The 17,186-nt window shown below is 69.0% G+C and carries 10 protein-coding genes; 6 read left to right on the forward strand and 4 right to left on the reverse strand.

The features are described from left to right. Positions 1-79 precede the first annotated feature (79 nt). On the reverse strand, positions 80-1,051 hold the full coding sequence (locus ACSF9G_RS18400) for a choline ABC transporter substrate-binding protein (RefSeq protein WP_436643576.1): 972 nt from the start codon (positions 1,049-1,051) through the stop codon (positions 80-82). Positions 1,052-1,234: 183 nt separating this feature from the next. On the opposite strand from ACSF9G_RS18400, the gene betI reads away from it, so the two are divergent. Further along, entirely contained in the window at positions 1,235-1,822 is a 588-nt protein-coding gene (betI, locus tag ACSF9G_RS18405) for a transcriptional regulator BetI (protein ID WP_436643577.1), read from the forward strand. Positions 1,823-1,830: 8 nt separating this feature from the next. Beyond that, positions 1,831-3,483 carry a choline dehydrogenase gene (gene betA / locus ACSF9G_RS18410; protein WP_436644033.1) on the forward strand — a complete coding sequence of 551 codons (1,653 nt, stop codon included), beginning with the start codon at positions 1,831-1,833 and terminating at the stop codon, positions 3,481-3,483. Positions 3,484-3,568: 85 nt separating this feature from the next. Here betA and ACSF9G_RS18415 read toward each other — a convergent pair whose 3' ends face one another. After that, a complete protein-coding gene (locus ACSF9G_RS18415; protein ID WP_436643579.1) occupies positions 3,569-4,351 on the reverse strand; it encodes a phosphate/phosphite/phosphonate ABC transporter substrate-binding protein in 783 nt (260 codons plus the stop codon). Between the two features lie 28 nt (positions 4,352-4,379). Further along, positions 4,380-5,213: a fatty acid desaturase gene (locus ACSF9G_RS18420; RefSeq protein WP_436643580.1), complete on the reverse strand. Its 834-nt coding sequence runs from the start codon at positions 5,211-5,213 to the stop codon at positions 4,380-4,382. A gap of 238 nt (positions 5,214-5,451) precedes the next feature. Here ACSF9G_RS18420 and ACSF9G_RS18425 point away from each other — a divergent pair, with 238 nt between their 5' ends. Continuing rightward, positions 5,452-6,294, forward strand: a complete 843-nt coding sequence (locus ACSF9G_RS18425) for a helix-turn-helix domain-containing protein (protein WP_436643581.1) — start codon at positions 5,452-5,454, stop codon at positions 6,292-6,294. Between the two features lie 80 nt (positions 6,295-6,374). On the opposite strand, the gene ACSF9G_RS18430 is transcribed toward ACSF9G_RS18425, so the two are convergent. After that, positions 6,375-7,331, reverse strand: coding sequence for an ornithine cyclodeaminase family protein (locus ACSF9G_RS18430; RefSeq protein ID WP_436643582.1), 957 nt, complete (start codon positions 7,329-7,331; stop codon positions 6,375-6,377). Between the two features lie 183 nt (positions 7,332-7,514). On the opposite strand from ACSF9G_RS18430, the gene ACSF9G_RS18435 reads away from it, so the two are divergent. The 3 genes from ACSF9G_RS18435 (at position 7,515) to pbpC (ending at position 17,095) form a co-directional block, all read left to right on the forward strand. Continuing rightward, complete coding sequence (locus ACSF9G_RS18435; RefSeq protein ID WP_436643583.1) at positions 7,515-9,230, forward strand: amidohydrolase; 1,716 nt, start codon at positions 7,515-7,517, stop codon at positions 9,228-9,230. Positions 9,231-9,374: 144 nt separating this feature from the next. Then, on the forward strand, positions 9,375-14,852 hold the full coding sequence (locus ACSF9G_RS18440; RefSeq protein WP_436643584.1) for an alpha-2-macroglobulin family protein: 5,478 nt from the start codon (positions 9,375-9,377) through the stop codon (positions 14,850-14,852). Between the two features lie 110 nt (positions 14,853-14,962). Continuing rightward, the gene (gene pbpC / locus ACSF9G_RS18445) at positions 14,963-17,095 is read left to right on the forward strand and encodes a penicillin-binding protein 1C (protein WP_436643586.1); all 2,133 of its coding nucleotides are present in this window, start codon (positions 14,963-14,965) and stop codon (positions 17,093-17,095) included. The last annotated feature ends 91 nt before the right edge of the window (positions 17,096-17,186 follow it).

Genomic DNA, 17,186 nt, shown 5'->3' on the forward strand with positions numbered 1-17,186 from the left:
ACCCGGCCGCGAGAGGACGGCGTGCGGTCGCACGCGCTTCCCGCTTGCGCGGGAAAGAACGGACAAACGGGGGCGCCCCTCACTTGTCCAGATGCGCCTTGACGGCTTCCTTGGCGTTGCCGCCCTCGTAGGTGGTCACGCCCTCGACCCAGGCTTCCCACATGGCCGGATTGGCCTTCAGCCAGTCCCTGGCCGCGACGTCGGCTTCCTTGCCGTCGTCGAGGATGGCGCCCATGATCTCGTTTTCCATCGCCAGCGTGAAGGTCTGGTTCTTCAGGAGCTTGCCGACGTTCGCGCATTCCTCGACGAAGCCGGCGGCCACGTTGGTATGGACGGTGGCGCCGCCGAGATCCGGGCCGAAATAGTCGTCGCCGCCCGGCAGGTAGACGAGATCGAAATTGGCGTTCATCGGATGCGGCTCCCAGGCGAGGAAGACGATGTCCTCCTTGCGGGCGACGGCGCGGGCGACCTGCGCGAGCATTCCCTGCTCGGAGGACTCGACGATCTCGAAGCCCTTCAGGTTGAAGGCGTCGCCGTCGATCATGTCGAGGATCAGGCGATTGCCGTCATTGCCCGGTTCGATGCCGTAGATCTTGTTGCCGAGGTCGTCGCGGAAGTCGGCGATATTCTCGAAGGTCGCGAGGCCCTTGTCGAAGGTGTATTGCGGCACGGCCAGCGTGTACTTGGCGCCCTCCAGATTGACGCCGAGGCTGACCACCGTGCCGTCGTCGAGATAAGGCCGGATGTCGGCCTCCATTGTCGGCATCCAGTTGCCGAGGAAGACGTCGACGTCCTTGTTCTTCAGCGAGGCGTAAGTGACCGGCACCGACAGGACCTTGATGTCGGTCTCGTAGCCGAGCGCCTCGAGCACCACCGAGGTGGCCGCGGTGGTCGCGGTGATGTCGGTCCAGCCGACGTCGGAGAAGGTCACGACCTTGCAGGACTCGGGCTCCTTGGCGACGGCGCCCGTGGCGACGACAGTGGCGGCAACCGCGACGGCGGCGACGCTCACCAGCACACTGGCCAGCTGGCTTCGAAGACAGATTTTCATGGCGGTTCAATCCTCCCTTTGGTGCCGATCGTGATCGCGCGCGACGGCAGCCGCCCCCCTTCGCCGGCTGCGGCGACCGTGGCGATCGCGGCGATGGAAATACTTTACCAGAGCTTCGGCAGATTATATTAATTGACTAGTCAGTCAACATCCGGGCTATCGCCCGGAACGAGGTCGCCCGCGATGCCGAAGCTTGGAATGGAGCCGATCCGCCGCCGGGCGCTGATCAGCGCGGCCATCGAGACGATCCACGACCGCGGCTTCTGCGACGTCACCGTCGGGCAGATCGCGCGGCGCGCCGGCGTGTCGTCGGCGCTGGCGCACCACTATTTCGGCTCCAAGGAACACCTGCTGGTCGCCACCATGCGCCACCTCCTGAACGAGCTCGGCGCGGCGATCGGTGAGCGCCTGAGGGACGCGAAGGGGCCGCGCGAGCGCGTCTCGGCGGTGATCGCCGGCAATTTCGCGCCCGACCAGTTCCAGCCCGCCACGATCTCGGCCTGGCTGGCGTTCTACGTCCAGGCGCAGACCGTGGCGGACGCGCATCGGCTGCACCGCATCTACGCGCGCCGGCTGAAGAGCAACCTGGTGCACGGCCTGGCGCTGCTGATCCCGCGCGAGCAGGCCATCGACGCGGCGGAAGGAGCCGCGGCGCTGATCGACGGATTGTGGATCCGCTACGCGCTTTCCGACAATCGGCCGGACCCGGAGGCGGCCATCCGGCTCGTTGAGGATTTCGTCGAATCGCGAATCGGACAGGCTCGGCAATGAGCGAGGTCCTGGCGGCCGACTACATCATCATCGGCGCGGGCTCGGCGGGCTGCGCGCTGGCCTATCGCCTGAGCGAGGACGGCCGCCACTCGGTGATCGTCCTGGAGAAGGGCGGCAGCGACATCGGCCCGCTGATCCAGATGCCGCTCGCCTTCTCGATCCCGATGAACATGGCCCGCTACGACTGGGGCTACTACACGGAGCCGGAGCCGCATCTGGGCGGGCGCACGCTCGCGGTGCCGCGCGGCAAGGTGATCGGCGGGTCGTCGTCGATCAACGGCATGGTCTATGTGCGCGGCCACGCCCGAGACTACGACACCTGGGAAGAGACGGGCGCGGCCGGCTGGGGCTTCCGGCACGTGCTGCCCTATTTCAAGCGAATGGAGACGAGCCACGGCGGCGAGGCCGGCTGGCGCGGCACCGACGGGCCGCTGCACGTCACCCGCGGCACCCTGAAGAACCCGCTCTACAAAGCCTTCATCGACGCCGGGCACGAGGCCGGATATCCGCTGACCGAAGACTACAACGGCTGCCGGCAGGAAGGCTTCGGCGCCATGGAGATGACGGTGTGGCAGGGGCGGCGCTGGTCCGCCGCCAACGCCTATCTCAGGCCGGCGCTGAAGCGCGGCAACGTCCGGCTGATGACCGGCGTCGACGCCGAGCGAATCGTCTTCGAGGGGAAGCGCGCCGGCGGCGTCGTCATCCGCCGGGGTGGCACGACGCGGACCGTGACGGCGCGGCGCGAGGTGATCGTCGCCGCCTCCTCGATCAACTCGCCGAAGCTCTTGATGCTGTCGGGCATCGGCAGGGCCGACGACCTGAAGGCGCATGGCATCGACGTCGTCGCCGACCGGCCGGGCGTCGGCGCCAACCTGCAGGACCATCTGGAGGTCTACGTCCAGTACGGCTCGCGCCAGCCGATCACGCTCAACAGCCAGCTCAACTGGCTCTCGAAGGCGTGGATCGGGGCGAGCTGGCTATTGCTGCGCCGGGGCCTGGGCGTCTCGAACCAGTTCGAATCCTGCGCCTTCATCCGATCGGCGGCCGGCGTCGCGTATCCGGACATCCAGTACCATTTCCTGCCCGCCGCGGTGCGCTACGACGGCAAGGCGGCGGTCGATCGGCACGGCTTCCAGGTCCATGTCGGGCCGATGCGCTCGCGCTCGCGCGGCGCGGTCGCGTTGCGGTCCGGCGACCCCTCGCAGGCGCCGCGCGTGCGGTTCAACTACATGTCGGCGCCCGAGGACTGGGACGAGTTCCGCGCCTGCATCCGCCTGACCCGCGAAATCATGGAACAGCCGGCGATGGCGCCGTTCATCGACGGCGAGATCGCGCCGGGCAGCGACGTGCGCGACGACGCGGCCATCGACGACTTCATCCGCGCCCACGTGGAAAGCGCCTACCACCCCTGCGGCACCTGCCGGATGGGCGCGGCGGACGACGACCTGGCCGTGGTCGATCCACAATGCCGGGTGATCGGCGTCGAGGGCCTGCGCGTCGTCGACTCCTCGATCTTCCCGCAGATCACCAACGGCAATCTCAACGCGCCCTCGATCATGGTCGGCGAGAAGGCCGCCGACCTGATCCTCGGCCGCGACCCGCTGCCGGCGGCGAACCAGGAACCGTGGATCAATCCGGACTGGCGCGAGCGGCAGCGGTAGGCGGCTTTCACTCCAGCCACTCCGTTGTCATTCCCGCCTTCGCGGGACCGACGCCGAATAGGTGCCTGGGTGGTCAGAAAAGTCGCTACGCCAGCGCCGGATATCCCGCCGCGATCGCCGCCCGTTCCATGTCGACGATCACGTCATAGGCGCTGTCGTCCAGCACCTCGACGCCGGCGACGAGCAGGGCGCGCCGCGTCGCCGCCGTCGCCGGATCGGCGAGGACGGCGCGCACGGCCGCGCGGATTGCCTCGACCTCGTCGTCCGTGCGCCCCGCCGCCGTGACGAACGGCAGAGCCGGCGCGGGCGGGCTCCAGGCGACCACCTTGAGCCGCGCGGCGATGTCGACGCGGTAGTGCTCGGCGAGCGACCAGCAGACGCAGTCGATCGCCGCGCAATCGGCATGGCCCTCGGCAACGGCGATCATGGAGGCGAGATGGGCGCCGGTCCGCACCGTGCCGGCGAAGAAACGGCCGTCCCGCGCCAGCGGCGCGACCGCCGCGCGGAAGGCGGAATAGCCGGACTGGGAGTCGGGCGCGTTGTAGGCGGCGACGCGGCCGCGCAGGTCGACCAGGCCGCGGGCGGGATCGTCTGTGCGGACGACGATGGCGCTGCGATACAGGGGGCCTTCGCAGCCGTCGGCGACATAGGCCGGCGTCGCGACGAGCCGCACCGTGCCGCGCAGGGCGGTGGCGTAGGGGTAGCCGCAGGTCTGGGAAAGCAGCAGATCGGGATCGCGCCACTGGTCCTCGCGCGGACGGGCGCGCTCGAGCCTGTCCGGCGCGGCGATGCCGCGGGCGCGCAAGGCGCGCGCCAGCGCCGCCCACAGGGCGTCGGTCGCCAGACGCAGGTCTGGCCAGTCATACATCGGCAGGGACGCGATCACGCCCGTCAGGCTAACGCCGCATGAAGGGATGGGCCACCGGTTCCTTTCCCTTCAGCAGATGCCGGCGGGCGAGATCGAGATAGCCGTCGAAGCCGTAGCCGCCGTTCTCTGCGCGGTAGCGCGCGCGCTCGGCGCGATAGAGGCGCGGCAGCTCGTACCAGGGCACGCGCGGGCGCTGGTGGTGGACGTAGTGCAGGTTATTGTTGAGGAACAGGAATGCAAGAAGCGGATTGGCCTCGATGATCGCGGTGCGCTGCGGCACGTCCGGGTGGGCGCGGTGCTCGGCATAGGTACGCAGCATCAGCAGCGACAGGCCCGGCCAGGAGGCGAGCAGCAGATAGGCCCACGGGCTCATGCCGCTGATCACGATCCAGGCCACCACCGGGACGCAGCCGGCAATGTGCATCAGCCATGCCACGAGGACATCGCGGTCGCCGCGACGGATGGCGCGCAGGTCGTGGCGGATCAAGCCGACCACCGACAACGGCGGGCCGACGATGAGCCGACCCAGAAGCGACGAATTGAGGCGCAAAAGTCGTCTCGTCGCCGGCGACAGGGCGGCAAGGTCCCTCTCCGCCAGATACCAGGATTCCGGATCGTCGTAGGGGTCGGTCAGCCGCGCGTCGTGATGGTGCTTCAGGTGGGTGTCGCGGAAGCGGCGATAGGGGATCAGCAGGCAAAGCGGCGGGAAAACCAGCGCCTCGTTGATCCAGAGCCGCCGGGTGGGATGGCCGTGCAGCGCCTCGTGCCGCAGCGAGGACTGCAGCGCCACGCAACAGGCGGCAAGCGGACCGAACAGCACAATCGGCAGAGAGTCATGGAACCAGACGACGGCCGCCCACACAGCGTAGCATCCGAACAACGCCAGGAAGGTGGGCCATTCGAGCGATTTTCGCCGTCTGCGGCGCGCATCCGCGGCAATCGCGACGGAAACCGCCAGTTCTTCGCGTGAAATGTTCCCCATTGTTGGCAAAATTGAATGATTTGCCGGGGTCGGGGCAACGCGAGAATAGTTACATTCCGTTGTATTTGATGCATGAATATTGAGATTGTTGTGCATTGTCAGCAATTCGGTGACCAAAATGGACAAACGTGACCTCGGCGAGGTGTTTCGCGAGCGATTGAGCGAAGTGATGCGCCGCTACGGCGGCGGGCAGTCGCGCTTCGCCCAGTCGATCGGTCTCGACCGCTCGGCGCTGTCGCAGCTCCTGTCGGGCAAGACCGTGCGGCTGCCGCGGGCGGAAACGCTGGTCGCCATCGCCGGGGCACACGGGGTCAGCCTCGACTGGCTGATGGGGGTGAGCCAGAACGAACGGCTCGCCGCCGAGATCGCGCCGACGCTCGCCATCGAGCTCGGGGCCTCGGGGCCGGACGATTCGCGCCTGCAGCAGTGGCGACGCGAGGCCTCGGGCTACAAGATCCGTTACGTGCCGGCGACCCTGCCCGACCTGCTGCGCACCGAAGCCGTGATCCGTTACGAGCTCGGGCGCGCGGCGGACGGGCGCGTTGAGGCGTCGATCGCCGATGCCGATCGCTATCTGGCCTATACGCGCCGCCCGGAGACCGACATGGAAGTGTGCATGCCGGTGCAGCGGCTGACGGGCTTCGCCCGCGGCGAGGGGATCTGGTCGGGACTGGACCGCGACACCCGCCGCGCGCAACTCGGCCACATGGCCCATCTTCTCGAGGAGCTCTACCCGACCTTCCGCCTGTTCCTGTACGACGGAAAACGGCTGTTCTCGGCGCCGTTGACGATCTTCGGGCCGCTGCGCGCGGCGATCTATGTCGGCGACATGTACCTGGTGCTCAACACCACCGAGCATATCCGCGTGCTGATCGACCGGTTCGACGGACTGATCCGCAACGCCGTCATAAACCCGCACGAGGCGGCGGCCCGTGTCCGGCTGATGCTGGACGAGGGGTGAGCAGCGCCGGCCGCCAGCCGCCGAGCAGGATCGACGGATCGACCCCGACGTAAGTCAGACCGGGTTCGGCCGCCCGGACCTCACAGCCTGTGTCGCTGCAGCCAGGCGTGATGGATGGCGCCGGCGGTCATCAGGTCGAGATGGGCGCCGCCGCCGTTCTTGTAGACGGTGATCTCGTCGGCCGCGCCGCGGGCGCGAGAGCCGGCGTCAGCGGCGGGGACGAGATCGAACAGATCGCCCTGCACGTCGGATTCCCGAATGGCGCCGGCGGCCAGCGGTATCATCAGCTCGCCGATCTCGTGCAGCGTCGTTTCACGGGCGTCGACGAACAGGCGGCCACGGGCGAAGACGTCGTCGTCGGCCTCGCGCATGTCCGGCGTGTAGGCGCCGACGAGATCGACGTGAGCGCCGGGCCTCAACAGTGCCCCCCTGATGATCGGCTCACGCGCCATCGTCGCCACCGAGATCACGTCGCCCTCGGCAACGGCTGAATCGATGTCGTCGGCAAGCTCGATCCTGCGGCCGGTGTCGGCGAGGCGTCCGGCAAGGCCCTCGGCGCGGGCGCGGGTGCGGTTGCCGAGAACGATGCGCCCTATCGACGGACGCACCGAGAGATGGGCGCGCACCAGCGGCTCGGACATGGCACCGGCGCCGATCATGGCGAGACAATCGACATCCGGCCTGGCGAGCAGATCGGCGCCCAGCGCGGAGTCCCCCGCCGTCTTCCAGGCCGTGATCGCCGCTCCGTCGATCACGGCGGAGACGGCACCGCTCTCGCCGTCGAACAGCAGGAACTGCCCCTGTACCGCCGGTAGCGGCGGCTGCCGGCCCGGGTTCTGCGGAAACACGGTGACGGCCTTGAGACCGACCGCGCCACCCGGCACCCAGGAAGCCCGTATCAGGAATGCGCGATCGGTATTCTTCATCAGCAGATCGTCGATCGCCGGTCGCCCACCGCGATGACCCGCGCGAAGCGCCTCGATCGCCAGCGTCCAGTCCATCAGTTCGTGCACGGTATCGGCGTCGATAACGATCATGCCGCTGCCACCTTCCTGTCATTCGATGTCGTTTCAGGCGGCGGCAGGATAGGCGCGCGGATCGCGCCGGGACAAGTCAGACACCGGCCATGGCGGGGATCGACGGCGGTATTCGCTCGTCATACGAAATTGTTAAGGTCCGGTCGGGCATAGCGGGGCGACGACTATTCGGGGAGAATCGTAATGACGACACGCCGCCGGCTTCTTTTCGGCATCCTTTACGCGACCACTTTCGGCCTGTTTCCAGGTTCGCTCCTGGCCCAGGAAACCGCCGACAAGATTTTCCTCGGCGGCCCGATCCTGACGATGAACGACGCCCAGGCGCGCGCAGAGGCCGTCGCCGTGAAGGACGGCCGCATCCTCGCGGTCGGCGCGGAGGCCGACGTCCTGAGCCACAAGGGTGCGGACACCGAGACGGTCGATCTCGGCGGAAAGACGATGCTGCCCGGCTTCGTGGACGCCCATGGCCACGTCTTCGCCATCGGCATCCAGGCGCTGTCGGCGAACCTGCTGGCCCCGCCGGACGGCAAGGTGACGGATATCCCCAGCCTGCAAGCGACCTTGAATGACTGGGCCGAGGCCAATCCGGAGCGGGTGAAGGCGATCGGCGCGATCGTCGGTTTCGGCTACGATGACAGCCAGCTCGCCGAGCAACGCCATCCGACGCGCGAAGACCTCGACGCGGTGTCGACCGAGCTGCCGGTCTACGTCATCCATCAGTCGGGACACATCGGCGTGGCCAACTCGAAAGCGCTCGAGGCCGTCGGCTTCAACGCGGACACCAAAGAGATGCCCGGCGGCGTCATCCGGCGCGAGGCCGACGGCGAGCCCGACGGCGTGCTCGAGGAAACGCCGCACTTCTTCGCCCTGACCAAGCTGCTCGGCAACGTCGACGCCAAGGGCTCCGCCCATATCTTCAAGGAAGGCACGAAGCTGATCACCAGCTACGGCTACACGACGGCGCAGGAAGGCCGGTCGATGCCCGGCCAGGTCAAGCTCATGGAGGCGGTCGCCGACCGCGGTGAGCTGGACATCGATGTCGTGTCCTATCCGGACGTTCTCGTCGCCAGGGACCTGATCGCGGAGAAAGCGAGCCGCGAGTACAAGAACAGGTTCCGCGTCGCCGGCGCGAAACTGACGATCGACGGGTCGCCGCAGGGCTTCACCGCCTGGCGCGACCGCCCGTATTACGACCCGCCCGCACACTACCGCGCCGACTATGCCGGGTATGCGGCGGTCAAGCCGGACGAGACCTTCGACGCCATCGACTGGGCCTTCAAGAACGACATCCAGATCATCACGCACTCCAACGGCGAAGCGGCGACCGATCAGCTGCTCGCGGCGATCAAGACCGCCGAAGAGAAGTACGGTCCGGCCGACCGGCGCCCGGTGCTGATCCACGGGCAGTTCCTGCGCGAGGACCAGATCGATACCGTGAAGGATCTCGACATCTTCCCGTCGCTGTTCCCGATGCACACCTTCTACTGGGGCGACTGGCACCGTGACCGGACGGTCGGCCCGGAGCTGGCCGACAACATCTCGCCGACCGGCTCGGTCCGCAGACGCGGCATGATCTTCTCCAGCCATCACGACGCGCCCGTCGCCTTTCCGGATTCCATGCGCATCCTCGATGCGACGGTGACCCGGCGGTCCCGGTCCGGCGACATCATCGGCCCGGACCAGCGCGTCGACGTGGTCACGGCGTTGAAGGCGATGACGATCTGGCCGGCCTATCAGCACTTCGAGGAAGGCCGGAAGGGCTCCATCGAGGTGGGCAAGCTCGCCGACTTCGTCATCCTGTCGGACGATCCGACCGCCATCGATCCGGAAACCCTGGATACGCTGACCGTCCAGGAGACGATCAAGGAAGGCCGGACGGTGTACACCAGGCCGCAATAGGTGCGGCCGCCACAACAACACCCGATCGGGGGCTGCGGCGCGGACGGCCGTTCGGGCCGGCAGCCCCTGCGGGCAATGGACGCATCGCCGTCACCGAGTCATAGTGCGCCGGCCGGGGGCGGCCGGTTTTTTTGGGAGGCACGCATGTCGTTTTTCCGCGTAACGGTCGTTTCACTTCTGACGGCCCTTGTGACGGGGCTAGGTCCCGCAAACGCCCAGGCCCAGCAGACCGAACGGCGGATCGTCGCCGTCGAGGACGCCGACTACTACGGCCACGACTACGCGACCCTGAAGAACGTCACGCTGGAGGCCTGCGAGGCGGCGTGCATCCGCGATACGGCCTGCCAGGCTTTCACCTACAACACGTCCGCCCAGTGGTGCTTCCTGAAGAGCGGCGTCGGCGCGCTCAACACCTTCGCCGGCGCGGTCGCAGGCAAGGTGGTCCAGGTCGCGGTCCAGACCGAGGCCCTGCCGGCGCCCGATCTTTCCTTCGTGCAGGACTGGCTGATCGAGGACGCCGGCCGCTTCGCGACGCGGCTTGCCGCGCGCAAGCCGCAGAACGCCAGTTTCGACATGCTTGTGTCGCGCGGTCAGAGCGCGCTCGCCCAGGGCGACGCGGGCACGGCCGCGCGGGCCTTTCGCGGCGCGGCGGCGCTGAATAGCGACGGCGGCGAAGCCTGGCTCGGCCTTGCCCAGGCGGTGCTGGCGATCGAGCCCGCGGACGACTCCGAGCGCTACCGGCTGCGCGACGAAGCGGTCTCGGCGGCCATCGAGGCGGTGAGGACGTCGAAGGCGACGGCGACGCGCGCCGCCGCCTATGCCGCGCTCGCCGACGCCCTCGAACGGCGCGACCTGCATCGCCCCGCCCTGCAGTCCTACAAGGCAAGCCTGGCGTTGGTCGCCTCGCCCGATGTCCAGGCCGCCTATGACGCGCTACACGAGCAGTACGGCTTCCGCGTCGTCGACTACACGGTCGACTCCGACGCGGCCGCGCCTCGGATCTGCGTCCAGTTCTCCGAGGAACTGGAAGCCGGGCGGTTCGACTTCACGCCCTATGTGACGCTCGACGGACAGACCCCGCCGGCGGTCACCGCGTCGGGCGAACAGCTCTGCGTCGATGGCGTCGCGCATGGCGAGCGCTATCAGGTCACCGTGCGCGCCGGCATCCCCTCCGTCGTCGACGAGACGCTGGAGAAAGCATCCGTTTTCGACATCTACGTGCGCGACCGCAGCCCCTCGGTGCGCTTCTCGGGCAACGATTTCGTGCTGCCGCGCGTCGGCTCCAAGGGTGTTCCCGCCGTCACCGTCAACACCTCCGAGATCGAGATCGCGCTCTATCGCATCGGCGAGCGCGGCCTGGCCGGCGCGGTCGGCGACGGGCCGTTCCTGCGCCAACTCGACCAGTGGGACGCCGAACGACTCGCCGAGGACACCGGCGTGAAGATGTGGTCCGGCACCATGGCGGTGAAGAGCGCGCTCAACGACGAGGTGACCACGATCTTCCCCGTCGACGACGCACTGCCCGAGCGCCGGCCCGGCGTCTACGTGATGACGGCGAAGACCACGGACGGCAAGCAGGAGTACTGGGAGCCGCTCGCCACGCAGTGGTTCATCGTCTCCGACATTGGCGTCACGACTCTGCTCGGCAACGACGGATTGCACGTCTTCGCCCGCTCGCTGGAAACGGCGGAGCCGCTCGAAGGCGTCGCCGTGCAGCTGATCGCGCGCAACAACGAACTGCTCGGCGAGGCGGTCACCGACGCGCGCGGCATGGCGGACTTCGGCGCCGGCATGACGCGCGGCACCGGCGGCCTGGCGCCGGGCGTGCTGACCGCGACGGTGGCGGACACGGACTTCACCTTCGTCGACCTGACCCGCTCCGGCTTCGACCTGTCCGACCGCGGCGTCGCCGGCCGGCCGGCGCCGGGCCCGCTCGACGTGTTCCTGTATACCGAGCGCGGCGTCTATCGACCGGGCGAGACCGTCTATCTCACCGCGCTCGTTCGCGACGACACCGCGGATGCCGTCTCCGGCCCGCCGCTGACGCTCGTCGTCAAGCGCCCCGACGGGGTGGAGGACCGGCGCATCGTCAGCCGCGAGGACTCGCTCGGCGGTCACGTCTTCAACCTGCCGATGATCGGCGCGGCGATGCGCGGCAGCTGGACGGCGGCCGCCTACTCCGATCCGAAGGGCAAGCCGGTCGCCGAGATCGACTTCCTGGTCGAGGACTTCGTGCCCGACCGCATCGAGTTCGACCTGACGACGGCGGCGACGGCGCTGCCGGCCGAACAGCCGATCGAAGCCAGCGTCGGCGGACGCTTCCTCTATGGCACTCCGGCGGCCGACCTCAGGCTGGAAGGCGATATCACCGTGTCGCCGACGTCGACGCTGCCGGCCTGGCCGAACTATCGCTTCGGCCTCGACGACGAGGAGGTGACGCCGGTCCGCGAGACCTTGACCGGGCTGCCGCGCACCGACGCCGACGGCCGCGCGACCTTCCCGGTCGCGGCCCCCGCGCTGCCGGAGACGACGCGGCCGCTGGAAGCCAAGATCGCCGTGCGCATGCGCGAGGCTGGCGGGCGCGCGGTCGAGCGCGACCTGACGCTGCCGATCACCCAGACCGGCCCGATGATCGGCGTGCGGCCGCTGTTCTCCGACGACAGCGTGCCGGAGCGGTCGACCGCCAGCTTCGACGTGATCGTGGTCGGCGCCGACGGTGGCCGTGTCGCCGAGACCGGCCTGCGCTGGGAACTGACGCGCATCGAGCGCAGCTTCCAATGGTATCGCGGCGACGGACGCTGGAGCTACGATCCGGTCACCTATTCGACGCGGATCGCCTCGGGTACCGTCGACGCGACGACCGACGGGGCCGCGCGCCTCGCCGCCGATGTCGACTGGGGTCGCTATCGGCTCGAGGTCGCCTCGGCCAGCGCCGCCGGACCGGTGACATCGATCGAGTTCACCGCCGGCTGGTACGTGGAAACGAGCGAGGCCGACAGCCCCGACACGCTGGAACTCAGCCTCGACAAGCCGTCCTACGCGGTCGGCGACACCGCGACGGTGACCATCGCGTCGCGCTTCGCCGGCAAGGCGATCGTCAACGTGATCGGCGAGACGCTTCTGGAAACGCGCGAAATCGACGTCGCCGACTCCGGTACGACCGTCCAGCTCACCGTCGGCGAGGACTGGACGCCCGGCGCCTATGTGACCGCCACCGTGATCCGGCCGATGAACCAGGACGGCACCCACATGCCGGCCCGCGCCATCGGGTTGTCGTGGCTTGAGGTCGACACCGCCGAGCGGACGCTCGACGTGGCGCTCGACCTGCCCGAGGTTGCCCGGCCGCGCGAGACCCTGACGGTTCCCGCATCCATCGCGGGCCTCGAGGCCGGCGAACAGGCCTATCTGACGGTTGCCGCCGTCGATGTCGGCATCCTCAACCTCACGAGCTACGAGCCGCCGGCGCCGGAGGACTGGTACTACGGCCAGCGCGCGCTCTCGACCGAGATCCGAGACATCTATGGATCCCTCATCGACGGGCTCAACGGCGAAACCGGCCGGATCCGTTCCGGCGGCGGTGAAGCCGGCAAGGGCCTCGAAGGCTCGCCGCCGACGCAGGAGCCGGTGTCGCTGTTCTCCGGCATCGTCACCGCGGATGCCGACGGCAAGGCGACCGTGTCCTTCGACATCCCCGAGTTCAACGGAACGCTGCGGGTGATGGCGGTTGCCTGGTCGAAGGACGAGGTGGGCCATGGCGTCAAGGACATCATCGTTCGCGATCCCGTGGTGATGGTTTCGAGCCTGCCGCGCTTCCTGGCGCCCGGCGACGATTCGCGCCTGCGCCTCGACATCGACAATGCCGACGGGCCGGGCGGGTCGTGGCGTCTCGAGGTCGCGTCGGCCGGCGTCGTGACCGCGGGAACACCCGAACCGGCCACCATGTTCAATCTGGCCGAGAAGGCGCGCGCCGCGGTGACGGTGCCACTCGCCGCCTCGCGGATCGGACAGGACCGGCTGACCGTCTCGCTTATCCACGAGAGTGGGCTGACGATTTCGCAGAACCTCAACATTGGGGTGCGCGGCGGCGAACCGCCGGTCGTGGAGCGGCGCGTCGTGTCGCTCGAGCCGGGCAAGTCGCTGACGCTCGACGGCGCGCTCGTCGCCGACCGGGTGGCGGGCAGCGGGTTCGTCAACCTGTCGATCACGCGGGCCGGCGCGCTCGACGTGCCGTCGATCCTGGCGGCGCTGGACCGCTATCCCTATGGCTGCGCGGAGCAGATCACGAGTCGCGGCATGCCGCTGCTCTACCTCTCCTCGGTCGCCGGCGAACTCGGTCTCGGCACCGAGCCGGAACTGCGCGAGCGGGTAGAAAAGGCGATCGCCGGGGTGCTCGCCAAGCAGTCGGGCTCCGGCAGCTTCGGCCTGTGGGGTCCCGGCCAGGGCGACCTGTGGCTGGACGCCTATGTCACCGAGTTCCTGACGCGGGCACGGGAAGCGGGCTACGCGGTTCCCGATCTCGCCTTCACCCAGGCGCTCGACAGCCTGTCGAATACGCTCGCCTATACCGACAACATCGAGGACCAGGGGTCGTCGATCGCCTACGCGCTCTACGTGCTGGCGCGCAATAAGCGGGCGGCGATCTCGGACCTGCGCTACTATGTCGACACGCAGCTCGACCGGTTCTCCTCGCCGCTCGCCCAGGCGCAGCTCGGTGCAGCCCTTGCCTTCTACGGCGAGAACGGCCGCGCGCGGAACGCCTTCGACGCCGCGCTCAGCGTTCTGGAAGCGAACGCGGATTCCGACGGCTACCGTACCGACTACGGGTCGCGTCTGCGCGACGGCGCGGCGACGCTGACGCTGATCGCGGAGAGCGGCATCGATCCCGAACCGATGCCCGCGTTGATCCGCATCGTCGATGCAGAGCGGGCCGGCCGCCGCTACACCTCTACGCAGGAAGACGGCTGGATGCTGATGGCCGCGCATGCGCTGCTCGCCGAAGCAGCCTCCCTTGAGCTCGAGGAAGACGGCGTCGCCGTCGACGGCAACCTGATGCGCCGCTACTCCGGCGAGCGCCTCGACGGCCAGCCCGTCACCGTCACCAACAGGGGCGACCGGGCCATCGACGCGGTGATCACCGTGGCCGGCGTCCCGCTCGCTCCGCGCGGCGCCGAAGCGAACGGCTTCACCATCTCGCGCACCTACTACGACCTCGACGGCAACGCGGTGCCGGTCGGATCGGTCGCCCAGAACACGCGTCTCGTCGTCGTCCTCGACGTCACCGAGCAGAATGCGTGGCCAAGCAGGGTGCTGGTCGTCGACATGCTGCCGGCGGGCTTCGAGATCGACAATCCGAACCTCGTCAACAGCGCCGATCTGTCGGCCTTCTCGTGGCTGCCGGAGGACGTCAATCCGGCGCATGTGGAGTTCCGTGACGACCGGTTCGTCGCCGCCTTCGCCGAGGATTCCCGGTCCGAGCGCGGTTACAAGCTGGCCTATGTGGTGCGGGCCGTATCGCCCGGCGCGTTCGTTCATCCTCCGGCCTATGTCGAGGACATGTATCGGCCATACCTGAACGCGCGCGGCGAGAGCGGGCGGATCGAGGTGCTCGGAGCGCGGCCGTAAGTGGGGTCGGATCGCCGCACCGGATAGTACCGGGTGCGTCGCGTGGCCGGGCCTGACCCGGACCCCACAGGGCTGCGCACCCGGCAGCAACTGCTGCGGACGACATGCGGATGAAGGATCGGCAGAACCAGGAGATATCGGCGCCGGAAGGGACACGGCGCCGCGATATCGCCAGGTCGGTTGCCGGCGCCGCCTTCGCGGTCGCGCTGGTTGGCGCCATCGCGGGCGTCGGCGGATTCCTGACGTCCCGCGACGGCGCAGCCGTCGTCGAGCGGGCCCGTGCGATCGACGTCTCGCGCGAGCTGATCGACCGCGACGGCACGCTGCTCAATCCCTTCGCCATCGAGGACGGCCGCTGGCGCCTGAAGGCCGATCTCGCCTCCGTGGATCCGCGTTTCGTTCAGATGCTGGTCGCCTACGAGGACAAGCGCTTCCGCGACCATGCCGGCGTCGATCCGCTGGCGCTCGGCCGCGCCGCCTGGCAGCTCGCGACCAACGGACGGATCGTCTCCGGCGGCTCGACGCTGACGATGCAGGTCGCCCGGCTGCTCGGTCCGCGCGGAGAGCGCAGCCTCGGCGCCAAGCTCAGGCAGATGCGCGACGCGATCCGCCTCGACCTCGCCTTCAGCAAGGACGAACTGCTTACGCTCTATCTCACGCTCGCGCCCTACGGCGGCAATCTCGAAGGCGCGCGCGCCGCCTCCCTGGCCTATTTCGGGCACGAGCCGCGCAAGCTCAGCCTCGCCGAGGCCGCGCTGCTGGTGGCGCTGCCGCAGTCGCCGGAAGCGCGCCGCCCGGATCGCGATCCTCAGGCCGCGCGGGCGGCCCGCGACCGCGTGCTCGACCGACTGGTGACGGCCGGCGTGATCCAGGCCGACGAGCTTCAGCCCGCGCTCGCCGTTCGCATTCCTGCCGCCCGGCAGGACATGCCGAACCTCGCCCCGCATCTCGCCCGGCTGGTCTCGACCCAGACGCCGGACGCGCCGGGCTGGCAGGTCAGCCTCGATGCGCGCCTGCAGGCCGACCTCGAGGCGCTGGCCAGGGACAGCGCGACGGCCCTCGGGCCGGTCCAGTCGGTGGCGATCCTGGTGGCCGACCACAGGACCGGCGAGGTGCTGGCCGAAGTCGGCTCGGCGGATTTCTTCGACGAACGCCGCGCCGGGCAGGTCGACATGGTGCGCGCGATCCGCTCGCCCGGCTCGACGCTGAAGCCGCTCATCTACGGCCTCGCCTTCGAGGCGGGTCTCGCCCATCCGGAGACGCTGATCGACGACCGGCCGACGAACTTCGGCGGCTACAGGCCGCGCAATTTCGATTTCGGCTATCAGGGCACGGTCAGCGTGCGCGAGGCGCTCGAGATGTCGCTCAACGTGCCGGCGGTCCGTCTCCTGGAAGCGGTCGGGCCGACCCGGCTGGTGGCACGGCTGAAACGCGCAGGCGCCGATCCGGTGCTGCCGCGCGGCGACAAGCCCGGCCTGCCGATCGGGCTTGGCGGCGTGGGATTGAGCCTCGACCAGCTCGTCACGCTGTTCGCGGGCCTCGCCGAGGGCGGCGCCCCGGTCGCCCTGCATCGCACGCCCGAAACGAACGTACGCCCATCCGGCGAATTCCTCGACGCGCGGGCGGCCTGGCAGGTCGGCGACATTCTCGAAGGCACGCCGCCGCCGGCCGGCCACGCGTCGGGCGGCTTCGCCTATAAGACGGGAACCTCCTACGGCTATCGCGACGCCTGGTCGGTCGGCTACGACGGGCGGCACGTGATCGGCGTCTGGGTCGGACGGCCGAACGGCGCGCCGATCGCCGGACTGTCCGGACGTATCACCGCCGCGCCGATCCTGTTCGATGCCTTCGAGCGGCTCGGCCCGAAGCGCACGCCGCTGCCCTCGCCGCCGAAGGGGACTCTGATCTCGCGCGCCGCAGACCTGCCGCCGGCGCTGAGACGCTTCGCGCCCGGCGAAACCCTGACGGGCGGGGCAGCGAGCGAACCGCCGCCGTCGATCGTGTTTCCGCCGAATGGCGCCCGGGTCGCGCTGGAGGAGGACAGCGAGGGCCACCTGCGGCCGCTGGTCGTCAAGCTCGATGGAGGGCGGCCGCCGTTCCAGTGGTTCGCCAACGGCGCTCCGATCGACGGTGCGGACCGGCGGCGCAACGCGACCTGGCAGCCGGACGGGCGCGGATTCTCGACGGTTTCCGTGATCGACGCGGACGGCCGTTCGGCCACCGTGACGGTGTTCGTCGAGTGACGGCGGCACCTGCCGGTACGGATCGTTAAGGTTTACGCGAAACTCGGTTCCGGTCTTAACCGACCTCTGAAGGCGGCTGTGGTCGAATGCG

The sequence above is a fragment of the Microbaculum mangrovi genome, assembly GCF_051390635.1.
In the GTDB taxonomy this organism is placed as follows: domain Bacteria; phylum Pseudomonadota; class Alphaproteobacteria; order Rhizobiales; family Tepidamorphaceae; genus Microbaculum.